At 59.4% G+C, this 19,031-nt stretch carries 22 protein-coding genes and 1 tRNA gene; 9 read left to right on the plus strand and 14 right to left on the minus strand.

The genetic code is table 11. The features are described from left to right. The first annotated feature begins 37 nt into the window (after positions 1-37). A complete protein-coding gene (upp, locus tag ACP7E0_RS10560; protein ID WP_113313631.1) occupies positions 38-667 on the plus strand; it encodes a uracil phosphoribosyltransferase in 630 nt (209 codons plus the stop codon). A gap of 184 nt (positions 668-851) precedes the next feature. After that, positions 852-1,367, plus strand: a complete 516-nt coding sequence (locus tag ACP7E0_RS10565; RefSeq protein WP_426124766.1) for a retropepsin-like aspartic protease family protein — start codon at positions 852-854, stop codon at positions 1,365-1,367. Here the strand turns inward: ACP7E0_RS10565 and deoA are convergent. The 7 genes from deoA to ACP7E0_RS10600 form a co-directional block, all read right to left on the minus strand. Next, positions 1,357-2,676, minus strand: a complete 1,320-nt coding sequence (gene deoA, locus ACP7E0_RS10570) for a thymidine phosphorylase (RefSeq protein ID WP_426124767.1) — start codon at positions 2,674-2,676, stop codon at positions 1,357-1,359. The genes ACP7E0_RS10565 and deoA overlap by 11 nt on opposite strands. Continuing rightward, the gene (gene deoC, locus ACP7E0_RS10575) at positions 2,673-3,446 is read right to left on the minus strand and encodes a deoxyribose-phosphate aldolase (protein WP_426124950.1); all 774 of its coding nucleotides are present in this window, start codon (positions 3,444-3,446) and stop codon (positions 2,673-2,675) included. The genes deoA and deoC overlap by 4 nt, the downstream gene beginning before the upstream one ends. Before the next feature lie 137 nt (positions 3,447-3,583). Further along, a complete protein-coding gene (locus ACP7E0_RS10580; protein WP_426124768.1) occupies positions 3,584-4,375 on the minus strand; it encodes a purine-nucleoside phosphorylase in 792 nt (263 codons plus the stop codon). After that, positions 4,372-4,764 carry a cytidine deaminase gene (locus ACP7E0_RS10585; RefSeq protein WP_426124770.1) on the minus strand — a complete coding sequence of 131 codons (393 nt, stop codon included), beginning with the start codon at positions 4,762-4,764 and terminating at the stop codon, positions 4,372-4,374. The genes ACP7E0_RS10580 and ACP7E0_RS10585 overlap by 4 nt, the downstream gene beginning before the upstream one ends. Before the next feature lie 2 nt (positions 4,765-4,766). Then, complete coding sequence (locus ACP7E0_RS10590) at positions 4,767-5,738, minus strand: ABC transporter permease (protein WP_113246182.1); 972 nt, start codon at positions 5,736-5,738, stop codon at positions 4,767-4,769. 3 nt (positions 5,739-5,741) lie between these two features. Continuing rightward, positions 5,742-6,875: an ABC transporter permease gene (locus ACP7E0_RS10595; protein ID WP_426124771.1), complete on the minus strand. Its 1,134-nt coding sequence runs from the start codon at positions 6,873-6,875 to the stop codon at positions 5,742-5,744. Then, positions 6,872-8,407: an ABC transporter ATP-binding protein gene (locus ACP7E0_RS10600; protein WP_426124773.1), complete on the minus strand. Its 1,536-nt coding sequence runs from the start codon at positions 8,405-8,407 to the stop codon at positions 6,872-6,874. The genes ACP7E0_RS10595 and ACP7E0_RS10600 overlap by 4 nt, the downstream gene beginning before the upstream one ends. Positions 8,408-8,685: 278 nt before the next feature. Here ACP7E0_RS10600 and ACP7E0_RS10605 point away from each other — a divergent pair, with 278 nt between their 5' ends. Next, entirely contained in the window at positions 8,686-8,895 is a 210-nt protein-coding gene (locus tag ACP7E0_RS10605) for a SlyX family protein (RefSeq protein ID WP_426124774.1), read from the plus strand. 83 nt (positions 8,896-8,978) lie between these two features. Here ACP7E0_RS10605 and ACP7E0_RS10610 read toward each other — a convergent pair whose 3' ends face one another. From ACP7E0_RS10610 to ACP7E0_RS10630, 5 genes are all read right to left on the minus strand, one after another. After that, positions 8,979-9,971, minus strand: a complete 993-nt coding sequence (locus tag ACP7E0_RS10610; protein ID WP_426124775.1) for a BMP family lipoprotein — start codon at positions 9,969-9,971, stop codon at positions 8,979-8,981. Continuing rightward, on the minus strand, positions 9,968-10,267 hold the full coding sequence (locus ACP7E0_RS10615; RefSeq protein ID WP_426124776.1) for a hypothetical protein: 300 nt from the start codon (positions 10,265-10,267) through the stop codon (positions 9,968-9,970). The genes ACP7E0_RS10610 and ACP7E0_RS10615 overlap by 4 nt, the downstream gene beginning before the upstream one ends. Positions 10,268-10,278: 11 nt before the next feature. Then, positions 10,279-12,492: a TonB-dependent siderophore receptor gene (locus ACP7E0_RS10620; protein ID WP_426124778.1), complete on the minus strand. Its 2,214-nt coding sequence runs from the start codon at positions 12,490-12,492 to the stop codon at positions 10,279-10,281. Between the two features lie 183 nt (positions 12,493-12,675). Beyond that, complete coding sequence (locus ACP7E0_RS10625) at positions 12,676-13,560, minus strand: helix-turn-helix domain-containing protein (protein WP_426124779.1); 885 nt, start codon at positions 13,558-13,560, stop codon at positions 12,676-12,678. A gap of 256 nt (positions 13,561-13,816) precedes the next feature. Beyond that, positions 13,817-14,134: a hypothetical protein gene (locus ACP7E0_RS10630; protein ID WP_426124781.1), complete on the minus strand. Its 318-nt coding sequence runs from the start codon at positions 14,132-14,134 to the stop codon at positions 13,817-13,819. 278 nt (positions 14,135-14,412) lie between these two features. Here ACP7E0_RS10630 and ACP7E0_RS10635 point away from each other — a divergent pair. The 5 genes from ACP7E0_RS10635 to ACP7E0_RS10655 all read left to right on the plus strand — a co-directional run bounded on the left by ACP7E0_RS10635 (position 14,413) and on the right by ACP7E0_RS10655 (position 16,948). Beyond that, positions 14,413-14,502 (plus strand) — tRNA-Ser (locus ACP7E0_RS10635). Positions 14,503-14,684: 182 nt separating this feature from the next. After that, complete coding sequence (locus ACP7E0_RS10640; protein ID WP_426124783.1) at positions 14,685-14,927, plus strand: hypothetical protein; 243 nt, start codon at positions 14,685-14,687, stop codon at positions 14,925-14,927. 251 nt (positions 14,928-15,178) lie between these two features. Then, a complete protein-coding gene (locus ACP7E0_RS10645) occupies positions 15,179-16,453 on the plus strand; it encodes an alpha/beta hydrolase (RefSeq protein WP_426124784.1) in 1,275 nt (424 codons plus the stop codon). 110 nt (positions 16,454-16,563) lie between these two features. Next, a complete protein-coding gene (locus tag ACP7E0_RS10650) occupies positions 16,564-16,755 on the plus strand; it encodes a hypothetical protein (protein ID WP_426124786.1) in 192 nt (63 codons plus the stop codon). A gap of 10 nt (positions 16,756-16,765) precedes the next feature. Next, positions 16,766-16,948 carry a hypothetical protein gene (locus ACP7E0_RS10655; RefSeq protein ID WP_426124787.1) on the plus strand — a complete coding sequence of 61 codons (183 nt, stop codon included), beginning with the start codon at positions 16,766-16,768 and terminating at the stop codon, positions 16,946-16,948. A gap of 209 nt (positions 16,949-17,157) precedes the next feature. Here the strand turns inward: ACP7E0_RS10655 and ACP7E0_RS10660 are convergent, their stop codons facing one another. Together ACP7E0_RS10660 and ACP7E0_RS10665 are read right to left on the minus strand one after the other, a co-directional pair. After that, entirely contained in the window at positions 17,158-17,415 is a 258-nt protein-coding gene (locus tag ACP7E0_RS10660) for a BON domain-containing protein (protein WP_426124788.1), read from the minus strand. 85 nt (positions 17,416-17,500) lie between these two features. Next, positions 17,501-17,755 carry a DUF982 domain-containing protein gene (locus tag ACP7E0_RS10665; protein WP_426124789.1) on the minus strand — a complete coding sequence of 85 codons (255 nt, stop codon included), beginning with the start codon at positions 17,753-17,755 and terminating at the stop codon, positions 17,501-17,503. Positions 17,756-17,999: 244 nt separating this feature from the next. Here ACP7E0_RS10665 and ACP7E0_RS10670 point away from each other — a divergent pair, with 244 nt between their 5' ends. Next, the gene (locus tag ACP7E0_RS10670) at positions 18,000-18,944 is read left to right on the plus strand and encodes an AEC family transporter (protein WP_426124790.1); all 945 of its coding nucleotides are present in this window, start codon (positions 18,000-18,002) and stop codon (positions 18,942-18,944) included. Positions 18,945-19,031: the final 87 nt, after the last annotated feature.

The raw sequence follows: 19,031 nt of genomic DNA on the forward strand, positions 1-19,031 counted from the left end.
AGGATTTCAAATCCAGATCCCGCAGGAGGGCTTGGCCATGGACGGCGTTACAGTCATCAATCACCCGCTTGTTCAGCACAAGCTGACCATCATGCGCAAGAAGGAGACCTCGACAGCGGGGTTCCGCCGCTTGCTGCGCGAAATCTCCACGCTGCTCTGCTACGAGGTCACCCGTGACCTCGAGCTGACGATGGAAACCATCGAAACGCCGATGCAGACCATCCAGGCGCCGGTGCTCGAGGGCAAGAAGCTGGTTTTCGCGTCCATCCTGCGTGCCGGAAACGGACTGCTCGAAGGTATGCTGGAACTCGTGCCATCCGCCCGCGTCTCGCATGTCGGCGTCTACCGCGACCATGAAACGCTTGAAGCCGTCGAATATTATTTCAAGGCACCGGAGAGCCTGTCAGAACGGCTGGTGATCGTCGTCGATCCGATGCTGGCGACCGGCAATTCCTCGATCGCGGCCATCGACAAGCTGAAGGAGCGCGGCGCAAAGAACCTGCGTTTTCTCTGCCTGCTGGCTGCTCCCGAGGGCATCAAGAACTTTCAGGCTGCGCACCCGGACGTGCCGATCTTCACCGCGTCGATCGATAGCCATCTCAACGAGCAGGGCTATATCGTTCCGGGCCTCGGCGATGCCGGCGACCGGATGTATGGGACGAAGTAAGGCTTTCTGTCCGAAGGCTGCGTCGCGCAGCCTCGGTAGGCAGCCGGCCGAACAGAATCTTGCCGATTCCTTAACCAGATTCACAACTCGACACGCAGCCGCCGGAAAATCCGGCGGCTTTTTGCATCCTGTTAGCGGACTTCATGCTTAGCTGCTGAGGGTTTTCACGTACGGGGTTTGATCAATGCTGGTTCGTATGGCTGTCTTTGCCGGAGGCATCGTTGTCGCCGCCATGGTGCTGCCGGGCCTTGCCACGTCCTATCTTGAGCGCCCGCAGGCCGACACTGCTGCCAAACCGGCCCAGACTAGCGCGGCAAAATATGCGGGTGGCAAAGGCGTCATCATGCAGCCGGGTCCAGGCGGACATTTCCTTGGTACATTCACCATCAACGGACGCAAGGCCGACGGTATGGTCGATACCGGCGCCAGCATGATCGCCATCAACATATCGACGGCGCGAAGACTGGGCATCTCGACAGGGTCACTCTCCTTCACCGCCAGAGCCAATACCGCGAACGGCATCGTCAAGGGCGCTTCCGTCATGCTGGACCGTGTCGAGATCGGCACGATCACGGTCAAGGATGTCCAGGCGATGGTTTTGCCCGACAAATCGCTGTCGGGCATGCTGGTCGGCATGAGTTTTCTCAACAAGCTCTCGTCCTACCGGGTCGAGAACGGCGCATTGCACCTTACCCGCTGATTTTGGAAACGATCACCGGCCGCTCAGGCATTGCGTCGTTACCGATCGCATAGATATCCTGCAGCCGGGCACGCGCCTTCAATGCCTGATCTTCGCTGGGGGCATGGACAAAAGCGAAGGGCTCGCCCTTTTCGACCTTGGTCCCAAGCTGCTTCAGGCCGCTGAAACCGACCCTGTGATCGATCGCTTCGTCCGGCCTCGTGCGGCCACCCCCGAGCGCAATGACTTCCATCCCGACATCGCGGGCATTGCAGGATTGAAGATAACCATCACGTGGCGCTTCGACGGGGAGAATGACCGGCGCCTTGACCAGATAGGCCTGCGGACGCTCGATGAAATCGGCAGGCCCGCCCAGCATACGGACCATGCGGCCAAAGCGCTCCAGCGCAGCACCCGATTGCAATGCCCGCCGGGCAAGATCGGCGCCCTCGGTGGGGCTGGCTGCAACGCCGGAAGTCATCAGCATTTCGGCGCCAAAGGTCATCACCACCGCTTCCAGGCGCGTTCCAGATTTTTCTCCACGCAGGAAGGCGACACAGTTTTCGATTTCGACGGAATTGCCGGCCGCGTCTGCCAAGGGTTCGTTCATGTCGGTGATCAGCGCCGTCGTCTTGACGCCGGCGCCATTGGCGACGCCAACCAGCGAGCGGGCCAGCGTCTCCGCCTCCTCCAGACCGACCATGAAGGCACCGTTACCGGTCTTGACGTCGAGCACCAACGACTGCAGGCCAGCAGCGAGTTTCTTCGACAGGATCGAGGCGGTGATCAACGGCACGGAATCGACCGTCGCCGTCACATCGCGAATGGCGTAAAGCCGCCGGTCGGCAGGTGCGAGATCGGCAGTCTGACCGATGATGGCACAACCGGCTTCCTGTACCGTCCGGCGAAACAGCGCTTCGGAGGGCTTGATATCGTAGCCCGGGATTGCTTCCAGCTTGTCTAGCGTACCACCGGTATGGCCAAGGCCGCGGCCGGAAATCATCGGGACGGCAAGCCCGCATGCGGCGACGATCGGTGCCAGCATCAGGGAAACATTGTCGCCGACGCCCCCGGTCGAATGCTTGTCGGCGATGGGGCAGCCGATATCGGCCCAGGACAGCACATCGCCGCTGTCGCGCATGGCAAGGGTCAGGGCCACTGTTTCCCCAAGGTTCATGCCGGAGAACCAGACGGCCATGGCGAAGGCCGCCACCTGCCCTTCGGAGATCGATCCATCGGTCAGGCCACGGATGAAACCGGCGATGTCCACACTCTCCAGCGCTTCGCCGTTCCGTTTTCGCCGGATGACCTCCTGCGGAATCATGATCAATAGGCCGTCGCGCCGGCGACGGGTTCGCGGCCGTCAAGCACCGAGAGGATGTCGCCCAACAGGCCGGAGGCGCCGAAGCGGAATGTCGAGGGCATCGGCCAATCAGGACTGTGGATGGTGGCGGCTAGAGTGAGATACAGGCGGGCATCGCCGACGGTGCGAACGCCACCGGCCGGCTTGAAGCCAACCTTGCGGCCGCTTTCGCGAATGCAGGTCAGCATGATATCCGCCGCCTCCAGCGTCGCGTTGACAGTGACCTTGCCGGTCGATGTCTTGATGAAGTCGGCACCTTCCTGGATGGCAATGTGGGAAGCGCTGCGGATCAGGCCGCGATCCTTCATTTCACCGGTCTCCAGAATGGTCTTGAGCAGGACGGGTGCCGGGCAAGCCTTCCTTACCGCAGAAATCATCGTGCGCACGGCCTGTTCGTCCCCCGCCATGAAGGCGCGATAGGGGATGACCAGATCGATCTCGTCGGCGCCATCGGCAATCGCCTGCTGCGTTTCGGCAAGGACGGTTTCGACCGGCAGTTCACCGGAGGGGAAATTGACCACGGTGGCAATCTTGACTGCGCTGTTGGCCCCAAGAATTTCGCGCGCCTGAGCGACGAAGCGAGGCCAGATGCAGATGGCCGCAGTATGTCCATGCGGCGTGCGGGCGGACGCGCAGAGTTTCTCAATGGCCTCGGATGTGCAGTCGTCCGTCAGGTCGGTGAGATCGAGCAGTGACAGCGCAAGCGCGGCTATCTGACGATTGGAAGCTTCGAGCATCATGGGGTCCGTCCATTTCTACATCGCGATCAATCGTGAGCGGAGCTGTGGCCGGTCACGAACGGTTGTTCTATACGCTTGAGACGGTCGCGCAAACCCGTCTTGCGCGCTGCCAGAGGCGCGAACGCCTGATCGAGCTATACTGAGATCATTTCCGCTAGGATTGAAGCCAGCCGACGGCCGCCGATGGGGGCCATGTCCTTGGTCTCATGATGACTGAGTTCGCCTCCGGTCATGCCCGCGCCGAAATTGGTGATGACGGAGGCGGCGGCCACCTTCAGGCCGAAGAACCGGGCGAGAATGACTTCCGGCACGGTCGACATGCCCACCGCATCGGCGCCGAGAATACGGGCCATGCGGATTTCGGCCGGTGTTTCGAAATTCGGGCCGGAGAACCACATATAGACGCCGGAACCGAGCGGGATGTCGAGCTTGATCGCCGCAGCCCGCATACGTTCGATGAGAGCCGGATCGTAAGCCGATGTCAGGCCGACGAAGCGGTTGTCGCTATCGACGCCGATCAGCGGGCTGGTGCCGGAGAAATTGATGTGATCGGTGATCTGCATCACCGAGCCCGGTGGCAGGTCCTCCCGCAGCGACCCGGCGGAGTTGGTGAGGATCAGCGTTTCGACGCCCAGTGCCTTCAGCGTTTCGATCGGCGTGCGCATCGCATTGGCGTCACCACGCTCATAGAAATGCACCCGGCCGGACAGGACGATGACCGGAACGCCGCCGATCTTGCCTGCGACCAACTCGCCGGCATGGCCCGATACGGCGCTGACCGGAAAGCCCGGAATGTCCGCATAGGAAATCCGCAAGGGATCAGCCACGGCCTCGACCAGCGATCCGAGGCCGGAGCCGAGCACGATGCCGTAACGGGGCGACAGGCCAGCAAGCTTGGCCTTCAGCATATCAGCGGCGGCCGTCATCCGAGGATATCCGTTTCGAAGGTGTGCGGCAGCAGGTCCGACATCGACAGCGTCTTCTTCACACCGCTTTCGTCGCAGAGGAAAATGCGGGTGCTAGCGCCGGAAAATTCGGCAAGCCGCTGGCGGCAGCCGCCGCAGGGCGGGCAGAGCGCCAGCTTCTCGGCAATGACCGCAACCTCGACGATCTTGCGTTGACCGGCCATGACCATATGGCTGATCGCAGTCGTTTCGGCGCACCAGCCCTCCGGAAAAGACAGGTTTTCGATATTGGCGCCTGTATAGATCTTGCCGTCCTCGGCACGGATGGCCGCGCCGACGGGGAATTTCGAATAGGGCGCATGGGCTTTCGCCATGGCCTCGCGAGCCGCCTCGAAAAGTTCGTTTTCCATGGTCAGCGCTCCTTCACATAGGGTACACCACCTGCCTTGGGCGGGATCGCCTTGCCGATAAAGCCAGCAAGCAGGATGACCGTGAGGATATAGGGCAGTGCCTGCATCAATTGTACCGGCACCTGGCCGATCAGCGGCAACGGATTGCCCTGCAGGCGAATGGCAAACGCATCAAGGAAACCAAACAGCAGGCAGGCCAGCATGATGTTCACCGGGCGCCATTTCGCAAAAATCAGTGCGGCAAGCGCGATATAGCCCTTGCCGGCCGTCATGCCCTTGACGAACCCGGCGCTCATGGCGAGCGACAGATAGGCGCCGGCAAAACCACAGAGGATGCCGCAGCAGATCACCGCCCGATAGCGCAGCCAGATCACCGAAATACCCGCCGTATCGACAGCGCTCGGGTTTTCCCCGACGGCGCGAAGGCGCAGGCCAAAGCGCGTGCGGTAGAGGATCCACCAGCTGAACGGCACAAGCGCGAAGGCGACATAGGTGAGGATGAAATGGCCGGACAGCAATTCGGAATAGATCGGCCCGAGAAACGGCACGTCCCTCACCGCATCGGCAAACGGCAAGGTCACCGTCTGGAAGCGGGCATCGCCTGATAGCGCCGGCGTACGGCCGCCCTGGCGGAACCAGGCTTCGCCGAGAATGACGGTCGATCCTGCGACGATGAAGTTGATGGCGACGCCGGAAACGATCTGACTGCCGCGCTGGGTGATCGAGGCATAGCCATGCACCAGCGACAGAAGCACGGAGATGAGGACGGCGGCCAAAAGGCCCATCATCACATTGCCGGTGACGGCAGCGACAGCACCGGCGGCAAAGGCGGCGCCGAGCATCTTGCCTTCAAGGCCGATGTCGAACACCCCTGCCCGTTCCGTGAACAGACCGGCGAGTGCGGCAAAGATCAAGGGTACGGAAACGCGGATGGTCGATTCAAGGATCGCGATGATCGTGTGGAAAAGATCCATGGCTCAGGCTCCCCTTGTCTGCGCGGCAACTGCGGAGCGGCGGCCGATGCCAGCAAATGCGCGGCCGATGGCCGGGCGGAACATGTTTTCAAGCGCCCCGGCAAAGAGAATGACCAAGCCCTGGATGATGACGATCATGTCCCGCGAGATGGACGGCATTTCGAACGCGATCTCGGCGCCGCCCTGATAGAGCATGCCGAATAGAATCGCCGCCGGAATGATGCCGGCCGGATGCGACCGGCCCATCAGCGCCACCGCGATGCCGACGAAACCGGCGCCTTGCACGAAATCCAGCTGCATGCGGTATTGCTCGCCCATGATCGGGTTCAGCGCCATCATGCCGGCCAGACCGCCGGAGATCATCATTACTATTATGGTGATACGCGCCTCGCCAATACCGGCATAGCGTGCTGCCGAAGGGCTGTGGCCCATGGTGCGCATCTCGTAGCCGAGCTTGGTGCGCCAGATCAGTACCCAGACGCCGAAGGCGGCGAGAAGCGCCAAGAGGAAAGAGACGTTGAACGGCGAATTGCCGAGATTGAGCCCGAAGATCGACATCAGCCAGTCCAGCTTCGGCAGCTGCCCGCCCGCCTCGAACGTGCGGGTCTGCGGCGCCATCTGGCCAAGCGGCTTCAGCACCTTGGTCAAAAGATAGACCATCAGGCTGGAGGCGATGAAGTTGAACATGATGGTGGTGATGACCACGTGGCTGCCGCGCTTGGCCTGCAGCCAGCCGGGTAAAAACGCCCATAGCGCGCCAAAAGCGGCCGAACCGATGATCGCCAGCGGAAAGACCACGAACCACGGCATGGTCTTGTCGAGCCAGAGACAGGCGAGCGCCACGCCGATGCCACCGATATAGGCCTGGCCTTCGCTGCCGATGTTGAACAGCCCGGCATGGAAGGCAACCGCCACCGAGAGGCCGGTGAAGATGAAGGTCGTGGCGTAATAGAGCGTGAAGCCGATATACTCGCCGCGGCCGAAGGCGCCGGTGATCATGTAATAGGCGGCATCCAGCGGATTTTCACCAACGAGGAGCACGACAAGCCCGGCAACAAGGAAGGCGACGACCAGATTGAGCAGCGGGATCAGGATATATTCGGCCCAGGCCGGCAGTTTTGCGTATGGATTGCTCATTCGGCGGCCTCCTTGCGGCCTTCGACACCGGCCATCAACAGGCCGAGCTCCCCTTCGGTCGCATCCGGATCCCGCTCGCCGACGACACGGCCGGCAAACATGACGATGATACGATCGGACAGGGCGCGGATTTCATCGAGTTCGACGGAGACGAGCAGGACAGCCATGCCCTGATCCCGCATCTCGATGATCCGCTTGTGGATGAATTCAATGGCGCCGACATCGACGCCGCGTGTTGGCTGGCCGATGATCAGGACGTCCGGGCCGCGCTCCATTTCGCGCGCCAGCACGATCTTCTGCTGGTTGCCACCGGAGAAATTGGCCGTTTTCAGCCGGGGATTGGGTGGCCGGATATCGTATTTCTTGATCTTTTCCTCAGCATCCGCCTGAATCGCCTTGGTATTCAGGAAGACGCCGTTCAGGAAGCGCTTTTCGTGGTGATAGCCGAGAATACCGTTTTCGGCCTCTTCGAACTTCAGCACCAACCCGACATGATGGCGATCTTCCGGGACATGGCCAAGGCCGCGGTCACGCAGCTCGCGCGGATCGACATGGCCGGTTACGTCGATCGGCTTGCCGTTCAGCAGCACCTTACCGCCAACCGCCCGGCGGATGCCCGAGATTGCTTCCAGAAGCTCCGACTGGCCATTGCCAGCCACGCCCGCAATGCCGACGATTTCGCCGGCACGCAGGTTGAAGGAAACATTGTCAACCATGGTCACGCCGCGGCCATCGCGCACCGTCAGGTTCTCAACCGCGAGCTTCACCTCACCGGGATTGGCAGCACCTTTTTCAACCCGCAGCAGCACGCGGCGCCCGACCATCAGTTCAGCCAGCTCCTCGACCGACGTTTCCCTGGTCTTGCGCGTCGCCACCATCTCGCCGCGGCGCATGACGGAGACCTCGTCGGTGATCGCCATGATCTCGCGCAGCTTGTGGGTGATGAAGATGATCGTCTTGCCCTGATCCTTCAGCTGGCCGAGGATGCGAAACAGGTGATCGGCCTCGGGCGGCGTCAGAACGCCGGTCGGCTCGTCGAGAATGAGGATACCGGCCTTGCGATAGAGAGCCTTGAGGATTTCGACACGCTGCTGCAGGCCGACCGGCAATTGCTCGATCAGCGCATCCGGATTGACCTCCAGCGCATATTCCTTTTCCAGCCGCTTCAGCTCGACGCGGGCCTTGGAAATGCTGGTATTGAGGATCTGGCTTTCTTCGGCGCCGAGCATGACATTCTCAAGCACCGTGAAATTCTCGACCAGCATGAAGTGCTGGTGGACCATGCCGATGCCGCTTGCGATCGCCGCGTTCGTATCCTTGATCGTCACGGTATTGCCGTCGATAACTATATCGCCTCTGTCGGCCTGGTAGAAGCCATAGAGGATCGACATCAGCGTCGATTTGCCGGCGCCATTTTCACCGATAATGCCGTGAATGGTGCCCTTGCGGACGGTCAGATTGATATTCTTGTTGGCATGGACAAGGCCGAAGCTCTTGTCGATGCCACGCAACTCGATGGCAATATCGCTCATATTGACCCATGTTCCCCAAGCCGACCCGGTTTTCTCCACTTTGACAGCGGTAGCCCGGGCATCGATTTTTTTACCAGTTGGTATAAGTTTAGCATTGAATTCCGGACGCGTAAGTCAAAAAATCAAAAGCTCATCCACTCTTCCCAGATCATTGTGGAGAGTCCAGCGCGATTTACGCACTTCCGGGCGAAACGCAATATAGCCAGACCGCAGACTGTATCGATCATGTGGATATGATAGGGGATGCGTGGAACACGAGGCTGCCTTAAGGAAAAACCATGAGCAACGACAGCGAACGTATCACCCGGCTTGAGGAGACGATCGCGCATCAGGCAAAGACGATCGAGGAACTGTCCGATCAATTGACGCAGCAATGGACGGTTGTCGAACAGGTTCGGGCCAAGCTCGACCGGCTGACCGAGCGCTTCCTCAGCCTTGAGGAGCAGAGCCTCGAAGCGCCAGCAAATACCCCGCCGCCGCATTACTGAGCCGGCTATTTATCCATCCGCGAATGCACAAAAAAGCCGCCGATCCAAAGGACCGGCGGCTTCTTCAATTCAATCCCTTGGAATCAATAAGGGCAGGCTTCATCCGACATGTAGTCGTGAACCTGAACCGTGCCGGCGATGATGTCGGCCTTGACCTTATCGACTGCAGTCAGCATTTCAGGGGTGATCAGCGCCTTGTTGTTATCATCGAGCGCGAAACCGACGCCTTCTTCCTTAAGGCCGAGGTTCGAAGCGCCGAATTCGAACTTGTCGTCCTTGGCGGCCTTGAAGGCTTCGTAGACGGCGACATCGACGCGCTTCAGCATCGAGGTCAGAACCTTGCCGGGCTGAAGGGCGTTCTGGTTCGAATCGACGCCGATACCGAGCTTGCCAGCATCTGCTGCGGCCTGGAGCACACCAACGCCGGTACCGCCGGCAGCGTGATAGACGACATCAGAGCCCTGATCCATCTGCGACTTGGCGATTTCGCCACCCTTGACCGGGTCGTTCCAGGCATCCGGCGTCGTGCCGGTATAGGCTTCAAGCACCTTGACGTCAGCGCCGGTGGACTTGGCGCCACCGATGTAGCCACAGCCGAATTTGTGGATCAGCGGGATATCCATGCCGCCGACGAAGCTGACGGTCTTCGACTTGGAAGCAAGACCGGCGAGAACGCCGACGAGATACGAGCCTTCCTGTTCCTTGAAGACGATCGACTTGACGTTCGGCTTGTCAACGACCGTGTCGATGATGGCGAACTTCGTGTCGGGATATTCAGCCGAAAGCTTTTCCAGCGGCGGAGCCCAGTTGAAGCCGACAACCACGATCGGGTTGTTGCCGTCACCGGCGAAGCGGCGCAGCGCCTGCTCGCGCTGAGCGTCGTTGCTGATTTCAAACTCGCGGTATTCAATGCCGGTTTCGGTCTTGAACTTTTCCGCGCCGTTGAAGGCTGCTTCATTGAAGGATTTGTCGAACTTGCCGCCGAGATCGAAAATGAGCGCCGGCTTGACGTCGGCGGCGAGCGCCGTGGCCGACATCATCGAAAAGGCAAAGAGACCGAGGAGGGTTTTTTTCATTGTGCAGCCCTGTTGTTGCTATTGATCTTGTTGGGTCCTCCCGCAAGCTCCTCTGCGGGAGCATGTCTGCGGAACCACCACTCCCTTTGTGGGGATGTCTGGCTGGCGCGCATCCTTACATGCCTCAAATCAAAATTCACCCGAAATTTTTCAATTGGTAAAAAAAGGTAAACAGCACAAAAAACCGGCAAAATCATCGGATTGGCCGACAAAACGAGGCCGTTATTCGTGCAGGCGGCACCGGCAACAAACGAAAAAGCCGCAGCACCCGAGCGCCACGGCTTCAAGATTTTCAAACTGCCCGGGCTTACCAGGACTTGCTGAGCTTCAGCGTTACAGTCCGCTGGTCGCCGTAACCGCACGTAAAGAGGCCCTGGCAACCCTTGACGTAGTCCTTGTCGAACAGGTTGGTGACGTTGAGGGCGGCACCCCAGCCGTTCTTTTCGTAGCGGATCGCCGCATCGGCCAGCAAAGCGTCCGGAACCTTCAGGGTATTCGCGTTGTCGGCATAGGATTCGCCCTGATAGCGCAAACCTGCGCCGACACTCAAACCTTCGAGCGGCCCGTTCGCCAATGTATAGTCCAGCCACAAGGCAGCTTGCTGCTCGGGAACAAGGTAGGGTCGATTGCCGACAAGGGCGGAATTGATGTCCTTGGTGATTTCAATATCCGTATAGGAATAGGAGCCGATCAGCTTCCAGCTCTCATTCAGATTGACCTTGGCTTCAAGCTCGACGCCTGAGGAGGTAACTTCGCCGATTTGCTCCTGAAGAAAATCAGGCCGGGTCAACGCTACGTTTTGCTTGACGATATGAAAGACGGATGCTGTGAACAGGCCATCGATGAACGCCGGCTCATACTTAACACCGCCTTCAAACTGGTGCCCCTCTTCCGGATCAAGCGGGGCACCGGTAAAATCGGTGCCGACAAGCGGATTGAAGAAAGTCGCCGCTGACACGTACGGCGTAAGCCCGTTGTCGAACTCATAGGCGAGACCGGCCCGGCCGCTTACAGAGCCATTATCGTAGTCGAGCGACGAGGTCGTCGCGCTCCAAAACGTCGCACGATTGGCAACCTTGCTGTCAACATAATCATACCGGCCATTGAAGGTAGCCAGCCAGCCGTCGCCAAACCGAATCTGATCCTGAGCGTAAATCCCCACCTGCTGCTGCGTGATTTCCTGGTTGAGATAAATGCGGTTCGGCGGCTGTTGCGTTCCCAGAACCGGATCGGCCGGATTGATCGTCGTGGCCGTAGCGGCGGCCTGCACATGATCAATGTTGAAATGCTTGTAGTCGATCCCGGCCAGGAAGGTGTGGCTCAACGGACCAGTATCGAACTCCCGTTCGGCACGGGTGTCCACGGCAAAGCTATCGACAGAGGTCTCGTGCTCAAAACCGATACGTGACAACTGACTGTCAGGCGTGACGGGTACCGGCGAAGGCACGAACGGATTGGCGGGATCGAAGTAACCGTTTGGATAGGTCAGATTTTCTTCCCGATCGACATGGCCGAAGCGCAGATTTTGCGAAACTTTCCAGCCACTATCGAATTCGTGCGCCACCTCGTAGCCAAACAGCTGTTGATCATAGCGCCCGAAATCGCTGTCGGGCTCGCCGAAGAAGGCATCACGATCGATCTTGCCGAAAGTGGTGCTTCCGACAGTGCCATAGTAAGGCAGGAAACCGTTGCCGACATGAGTCTGATCGAGAGCGGAGACAATCCCGTAGACCGTAAGACTTGTCGCATCGTCAGGCGCATAGGTAATTTGCGGCATGATGAAACCCCGCAAATCCTCTGAATAGTCCGAATAATTGTCGCCACCAGCGACCTTGCCGGTGATGCGGTAGGTGATCGTGCCATCGGCATTCGCCTTGTCGTTGGCATCGAAGCCGAAGAACGCATTGCCGAAATTGTTGATGCCGATCTCGGTGGAATAGGCAGGCTCCGCTTGCGGGCGCTTGCGCACGAGATCGACGATACCACCGGGGTTCGACCCACCGTAGAGAACGGAGGCCGGGCCTTTCAGAACCTCGACACGTTCCAGCATGTAGGCATCCGTCTGGAAGCCGCCAAAGCCGTAGGAATAGAGATTGAGACCATCAAGGAAGACGCCGGTCTGCGTCGCGTCGAATCCACGGATGTAGAACCAGTCGGTATCCGGATCGCTGCCGAAGGGCTCGGTCGAAACGCCGGCGGTGTAGCGCAGCGCCTCGTCGATCTTGGTGACGACGCCGCGATCGTCCAGTTCCTTGCGGCCAATCACTGAAACGGACTGCGGAATTTCCGAAACCGGCGTCGCGGTCTTCGAGCCTGTGCCCGTCGCCTTTGGCACGTAGCCATCGACGGGGCCGGTCGCATCCTTTTCGCCGCCCTTGCCGCCTTCGACGGTCAGGCGTTCCAGTGTCGTGGCACTGCTGGTTGCAGCATCCTGTGCATAGGCCGACTGCGCTACAGTGATCGCCGCAACAGCCGCACTCGCCATCAGTATCCGGTAGAGACCAGTCCCCTTGATCTGCATGAATTCGTCACCCCAGCTTAAAGCCGGGCGCCTTCGCCCCCGTCGGCGGCACGCAATCCGGCATTTCCATGAATATAAGCGGAGTCTTTAGCTCAACTATGATGGATGAGGATTGTCTCTGGCTGCGGTAATTGAACGATTCTGGTCCATATTCCGCATTATGCTCAGACGAAGCGCAAATGCTCAGAACCTTTGACTTTTGGCCCAGGTCGCCGGCGTCGCACCAACAGACTTGCGGAACACACGGGTAAAGTGCGCCTGGTCGGCAAAGCCCGTTTCGGCGGCAACCACGCTCATCGGCAATTCGCCCGTCAGCATCAACTGTTTGGCCCGCTCGATGCGCGCCTTCATCTGCCACTGGTGCGGCGGCAGACCGGTCGAGGCCTTGAAGGCGTGGCTGAAATAGGATTGCGACAGGCCGGTGAGCGTCGCCAGCTCTTCCATCCGGATGCCGCGCAGGCAATTTTCCTCGATATAGTCGATCGATCGGCGCAGCTGCCATGAGGCCAGTTCGCTGCGCTTGCGCGTTCGCACAGGACCGAGCTTCATGACATCCACAAACAGCGCAACCGACAGACCGTCGCCATAGAGGTCGTGCAGCGGCTGCGGATTGGCGCATTCGGCGGCGATCAGTTCGGCCAGGGCCAGGAAGCGCGGCTCGGAAAACATCAGCTGCGGCGTATCCAGCTTCCGTCTGTCGAGATCCTCCATCAGCCGGCGGCTGAGAACCTCCGCGTTGAAATGCAGATCGAGATGGCGGACATAGTTCACATCGATCATTTCGGCCCACAGTTCCATGCCGGCCGGAATATAGGAAATGATCTGGCGGCGGCTGTCTTCCGTGACAGCGTGGTGCGTCTGCCGCAGCCGGATATTGCGCCGGCCGCCGCCTTTGGCGTCGAGCACGATGAACAGCCGCGGATCATCCGCCACATAAAACCCGCCGGCGACCGGCGCGCATTCGACATCCCAGAGATCGGCGACGATGCCGTTCCACTCGCGCCGGTTCAGCCCGCCAATGACGGAAAACCCGGAAATCCTGTTGTTCATGCGCGGCTGGAAAGTCATGACATCTCGGCGGAATCGGCTTTCGCCGCTGATCGGAATAAAACCTACTTTTAATAATCAAGTTTTACTATTGCAAATCCAGCATCTTTGCAATTCCTGAAATGCGCACAAAACCCTTGTTTGTCGGGCGTTGTGTCCTTTTCGCCATGCCGGGCGTGTCTCTTTCGGCGATCGATCGGGGAGTGCGCGCTGCGCGGGTAAAAAACCGACGTCAGCGGAAAGCAAACAGACTTCCTTACCCCGATTCAGCCGTTGCTCAGGCCGAGAACCGCCCTGCAGCGGGCGGGCGCTTATAGGCTATCACCCAAAGGATCAGCGCGATCAGCAGGAAGAAGGCAAAAGCTGGCTGCTGCAGCGACCACCGGATCAGCGGATCGAGAAAGGCACCGTTCGCATGCGGCCGCTCCAGGCTCTGTACGAACGACTGCGTCGAGGAACCGCCGGCTGCAAGCGCTGCGGCCAATGGCGTCAACACCGGCTGCGATGCCGAGACCGATTGGATGGCATCGACGGATGCGACAAGAACACCGATGACCAGCGCCAGAAAACTCGCAAACCGCAGCAAAAACCGCATTCCGCCTCCACTATCCGTTCCTATTTGCCCGGTCCAGCAAGCAATAAGCACAGGCCCGGGCAAGTGCAATCCCACCTTTTCGCAGGTGCGGATCGCAAGAAGTCAAAAAACTGTCAGAAATCAGTTGATCCCACCGAGTTCCTCGGTATATATCGCGCCGGTCCGCAGGTTTTCGCCCGCGGCCTACCCGGTTTGGCTCAGCCGAACGGGGTTTTCAGGAGAAAGCAAGCGCTTGTCTCTAATCCATCGGCCCCAACCGCCGATGTGATTGACAAAACGGACAGGTGGCCGAGTGGTTGAAGGCGCACGCCTGGAAAGTGTGTATACGTGAGAGCGTATCGCGGGTTCGAATCCCGCTCTGTCCGCCATTTTCCCCTGTCTCCTCATATGCCCCCCTTTTTCAACACAAGATAGCAATGCGCGATTGTGTTGCCATTTGCGTGATCCAAGCTTCCCGGCAGCCTTTTCCTGCGGTAAACCGTCGAGGCAATCCGCTTTTGACGTGAATATGCTTCGCATCCTCGATGTTACCGCCCAAGGAGAAATAAGCATGGTCCATATTGCATCCCCCAAACGCGCCACTGGTCACCCGGACAGAGCTCTCGATTGCGAAGAGGCGCTCGAAGTTGCGCTGAAGCATCTGTCGGAAGACGATACCCTGACCGAAGAGGCTATCGAAACGCAGCTTAGGGAGGACGGTCTGGCCGCTGGATGGGAGGAAGCGGAACTTCGCATCGCCATTGCAGACCTCCGCCGGAATGCCGCGCTCAGACTACAGGGGCTTTCTGGATAACGCGACGGCCGACAATTGACATGACCGTGTGCTGCCTCCTGCCCCGGGATCCCTGCAGAAAATGACCATGCGGGCCGCAGGGGCCTGAACGCGCTGTGTCAAAAATACAATATGAACCTGTGTCATGGATTGGCCGGGCCAGCCAAGTTGCCCGGTTCAGGCTTGACGGCGGGAGCTGACTGTGGACTGAGTTCAGGGCACAATTCCAGGCTGTCGTGTCAAATCTTGTGTTTTTTGTCGGAAGCGTATCCATGACCTCAGCATCGATTGGCAAGCCTGTCACGTCTTCATCGCACGGCTTTCTCCGGCGTCTGGCCATCACCCTGTCGCTCGTTGCTGTGCTCACCGCCTGTGGCGGGCACGCTAAGGGCGTCATGCAACCGCTCAACATCTCCGCCGAGCCCAAGGGAAATGCCGTCGTCGATATGCTGGTGGCGACCAGCCGGCTGCCCTCGGGCGATCCGGCAACGCTGTTTTCCGGCGAGCGCAGCGTACAGGCTTCGCTCACCGATGTAGCGGTTTCCATTCCGTCCAGCACGGTGCGCGCGTCGGGAACCGTGCAATGGCCAAAGAAACTGCCGCCCAATCCGGACACCGATTTCGCGGTGGTTCGCGTCCAGCCGGTGCCAGACGTTCCGCAGGCGCGTGAATGGGTCCGCAAGCATTCGTCCGGCGGCCATGCGATGGTTTTTATCCACGGCTTCAACAATACCTATGAGGATTCGGTCTTCCGCTTTGCCCAGATCGTTCACGATTCCGGGGCAGACGTGACACCCATTCTTTTCACCTGGCCGTCGCGTGCGAAGGTGTTCGACTATAATTACGACAAGGAAAGCACCAACTATTCGCGCACCTCGCTGGAGAACACGCTGAAGGCGCTGGTCGAGGACAAGAACATCAAGGATATCACCATCCTGGCCCATTCGATGGGAACCTGGCTGGCGATGGAATCGATCCGCCAGATGGCGATCCGCGATGGCGGCCTCCCGAAAAAGATCGAGAACGTCATCCTCGCCTCGCCCGATATCGATGTCGACGTGTTCTCCCGGCAATGGAACGAGCTTGGCAAGAACAAGCCGAATTTCACCATTTTCGTCTCGCAGGACGACCGTGCACTGGCGCTATCGCGCTATATTTCCGGCGATGTCCAGCGGCTTGGACAGATCAATCCTGCCGAAGAGCCATACAGGACCAAGCTTGAGGAAGCCGGCATCACCGTCGTCGATCTGACCAAGGTGAAGTCCACAGATCGCCTCAACCACGGCAAATTTGCGGAAAGCCCGGAAATCGTGCAGCTGATTGGTCAGCGGCTGGTGACCGGCCAGACATTGACGGATTCCGATGTCAGTCTGGGCGATGGCATCACCGCTCTGGTGGCCGGTACGGTCAATACCGTGGGCAAGGTCACGGCAACCACGGTTGCGACGCCTGTTGATCTTCTCTCGGGCAACCTTAAGCTGCCGAAGAAGAAAAAGCCCGCAGATATCGACGGCGCCTTCCAAACGCAAAATACCCCGTCCCAGTGAAGGGAACAACGCTGCAACGGCCTTGAACAGGCCGAAGATTCTGCTGGAACAATCTCGGTGGAACCATCCGCCCGTGAGGATCGTTTTACTCCCGATAAAGGAGAACGATCATGCCGACAACAATCCCGACGCCACAGGACGATAGCCCGCGCGGACCGCAATCCACCCCCGGCCTGCCGGATCGTACGCTTGAAAAACCGGCAACGCCGCCGGTGATCGACAAGGGTGACACGAAAAACCGCAACGACCCCGTGTTGGAGCCCGCGCTTTTGCCGATCGGCGACCCCGCCGGGATGGCTTGAGGAGAGTTTCATGTCCACCGATGATAGCAATGTAACGCCGGAGCAGAAGAAGCCCCGCGACGTCCACCGGTCGCCCGGCCAGCCGTCGCATGCAGACGAAAGATCGAAAGCGCCGCCTATGGTTCAGCCTGCCGGCGAAAAGGACGCCAGTGAAAAGCCGGTGGTAAACCCGGTTACCGGCGGCGCCATCTGAGGAGACCAGCGATGATCGTTTCCGAATGCAGAAAAATGCCGCCCACCGGGAATACCGGCAGCTGATGTTTCGCCAGGGGCTGATGTGGCTTACCGGCGTAACGCTGCCCGCCCTGCTGTTGATCGCGATTTTCATGTTCTGACCGATAAAAGCCCGCCAAAGAATTTGGCGGGCTTTGTTGTGCGCTGCGACTTCAGACGACAGCTTTGCTAATGTGTCAGGACCTCAACCATGTTCTCAACCAAGTGGACGCCGATGACGGAGGCGGCAGCTTCCTCGACGCAGCCGATCTCGGCCTCGCAAGAAACGTAGCCGCTGAGTACAACTGTGCGGCCCAGCGCCATGACGGACAGGCTGGATGTATCGATCAGGGCAACATACTGAATGTAGCGCAACACCTTTCCAGCCAGATCGTCGTCAGTCAGATCCGAGTGGTCGTCCTGGTGAATATAGATCTGTTTGTGCATGGCCGTGGTGTCCTTCCGAGGGACAACGCAGGCTTTTCCCGAATGTTCCGCTTTTTGCAAACCGCGGAGAGAGGTGTGCAGCGGATCAGTGTTTCGGCTGTATATGGATGAACGCCTCGACTGCCGCGGCAACGAAGTCCTGACGCGCATAGTCCACGGGCCATTCGCCGCGCAGGACGCACTGACATGTCCTTATCGCTGCCTCATAGGCACAGCCATCTTGCACCGGCCACCGGCGAAGAAGGCATTCCGCCGCTTCACGCGTGTTGCGGATAACGCGGTACCGGCCTATTCCGTCGAGTTCGAGGACGACGGGGTCCTGCCACCATTGCTCAACCATTCTGCAACCTCCTGCAACCGCCTTATCATATGAGCCTTGCGTGAAATATGCGGCCGGTGGCGGCATGCTCACGGTCCCCGGAGTTGCGGCGCCGCGCCGAAAGGATCGATAGCACCGCGCATCAGTCTTGACGTGCAAAGGGCGCTGTAGCACTTTCAAATTACTGCATAATTCCCTAAAACGATTCCGATTTAGGGAATTATGCAGTAAGGCGGATATTCATTTTGCCCAGAGGCTGCGCCTGATGTCCGATGTCTTCCTGAATGTCGTGCCGATTTTCGTCCTGATCCTGCTCGGCTGGCTGATCGTCCGGATGAATTATCTGAAGGCATCCGTGGGAGAAGCGCTGGGCGATTTCGTTTTTCGGGTCGCCGTGCCGGTTCTCTTGTTCCGCACCATTGCCGAAGCCGATTTCAAGGATGGCTCGCCATGGCCGCTCTGGGTCGCCTATTTCTCCGGTGTCTGTGTGACATGGACCTTGGGGCATCTCGCCGCGACGCTGTTTTTCAAGAAGGATGCGCGGATCGGCGTGCTGGCCGGGGTTTCATCCGCTTTTGCCAATACCGTCTTCATCGGCCTGCCGCTGGTCTCGCGCAGCGTCGGCGAAGAAGGTGTCGTGGCTTTGTCCATTCTTCTGTCCGTGCACCTGCCTGTCATGATGATCGCCGGAACGATCCTGATGGAGCGGGCCGAACGCAAGACCAGCGGCAAGCCCGGCCAGAGCCCGCTCAAGCTCCTCAAGGGCATCCTGCGCAACCTGGTGCGCAATCCGCTGGTCATCGGGCTCGCGCTTGGGGCGCTGGTTCACCTTACCGGCATGCAGCTCGGTGGCCCGGTCAAGATCGTCGTCGATCAATTGGCAGGCGTCGCAGCCCCAGCGGCCCTGATCTCGATCGGCATGGCGGTCGATAAATATGGCCTTGCCGGCAATACCGGCCTTGCCTCGGTCACCAGCGCGCTGAAGCTGATCGTCCTGCCGGCAACCGTCTACGGTGCCTGCCAGCTGCTCGGGCTCAACAGCAACTGGACGGCAGCGCTGGTGCTGACGTCATCCGTGCCCACCGGCGTCAATGCCTGGCTGATCGCCAACCACTTCAACGTCGGTCACGGCCTCGCATCATCGACGATCACCATCACCACCGCGCTTGGAGTCATCTCGGTTTCCGCCTGGGCCTATATCCTGCTTTAGCTGGAACGACAGGACCCCGGACATGAAAAAGCCCGGCACATATTTGGCCGGGCTCTGTTCATTCTGTCGCTGCTCTGGACGTTGTCC

The organism is Pararhizobium sp. PWRC1-1, from assembly GCF_049897905.1.
Taxonomy (GTDB): domain Bacteria; phylum Pseudomonadota; class Alphaproteobacteria; order Rhizobiales; family Rhizobiaceae; genus Pararhizobium.

Coding starts and splice junctions, on each gene's coding strand:
- ACP7E0_RS10565 (WP_426124766.1), top strand. CDS start 852: ATGCTGGTTCGTATGGCTGTCTTTGCCGGAGGCATCGTTGTCGCCGCC.
- ACP7E0_RS10625 (WP_426124779.1), bottom strand. CDS start 13,560: ATGACTTTCCAGCCGCGCATGAACAACAGGATTTCCGGGTTTTCCGTC.
- ACP7E0_RS10670 (WP_426124790.1), top strand. CDS start 18,000: ATGTCCGATGTCTTCCTGAATGTCGTGCCGATTTTCGTCCTGATCCTG.
- ACP7E0_RS10600 (WP_426124773.1), bottom strand. CDS start 8,407: ATGAGCGATATTGCCATCGAGTTGCGTGGCATCGACAAGAGCTTCGGC.
- ACP7E0_RS10605 (WP_426124774.1), top strand. CDS start 8,686: ATGAGCAACGACAGCGAACGTATCACCCGGCTTGAGGAGACGATCGCG.
- ACP7E0_RS10620 (WP_426124778.1), bottom strand. CDS start 12,492: ATGCAGATCAAGGGGACTGGTCTCTACCGGATACTGATGGCGAGTGCG.
- ACP7E0_RS10585 (WP_426124770.1), bottom strand. CDS start 4,764: ATGGAAAACGAACTTTTCGAGGCGGCTCGCGAGGCCATGGCGAAAGCC.
- ACP7E0_RS10630 (WP_426124781.1), bottom strand. CDS start 14,134: ATGCGGTTTTTGCTGCGGTTTGCGAGTTTTCTGGCGCTGGTCATCGGT.
- ACP7E0_RS10640 (WP_426124783.1), top strand. CDS start 14,685: ATGGTCCATATTGCATCCCCCAAACGCGCCACTGGTCACCCGGACAGA.
- ACP7E0_RS10655 (WP_426124787.1), top strand. CDS start 16,766: ATGTCCACCGATGATAGCAATGTAACGCCGGAGCAGAAGAAGCCCCGC.
- ACP7E0_RS10595 (WP_426124771.1), bottom strand. CDS start 6,875: ATGAGCAATCCATACGCAAAACTGCCGGCCTGGGCCGAATATATCCTG.
- ACP7E0_RS10610 (WP_426124775.1), bottom strand. CDS start 9,971: ATGAAAAAAACCCTCCTCGGTCTCTTTGCCTTTTCGATGATGTCGGCC.
- ACP7E0_RS10660 (WP_426124788.1), bottom strand. CDS start 17,415: ATGCACAAACAGATCTATATTCACCAGGACGACCACTCGGATCTGACT.
- ACP7E0_RS10590 (WP_113246182.1), bottom strand. CDS start 5,738: ATGGATCTTTTCCACACGATCATCGCGATCCTTGAATCGACCATCCGC.
- ACP7E0_RS10645 (WP_426124784.1), top strand. CDS start 15,179: ATGACCTCAGCATCGATTGGCAAGCCTGTCACGTCTTCATCGCACGGC.
- upp (WP_113313631.1), top strand. CDS start 38: ATGGACGGCGTTACAGTCATCAATCACCCGCTTGTTCAGCACAAGCTG.
- deoC (WP_426124950.1), bottom strand. CDS start 3,446: ATGCTCGAAGCTTCCAATCGTCAGATAGCCGCGCTTGCGCTGTCACTG.
- ACP7E0_RS10650 (WP_426124786.1), top strand. CDS start 16,564: ATGCCGACAACAATCCCGACGCCACAGGACGATAGCCCGCGCGGACCG.
- ACP7E0_RS10665 (WP_426124789.1), bottom strand. CDS start 17,755: ATGGTTGAGCAATGGTGGCAGGACCCCGTCGTCCTCGAACTCGACGGA.
- ACP7E0_RS10580 (WP_426124768.1), bottom strand. CDS start 4,375: ATGACGGCCGCCGCTGATATGCTGAAGGCCAAGCTTGCTGGCCTGTCG.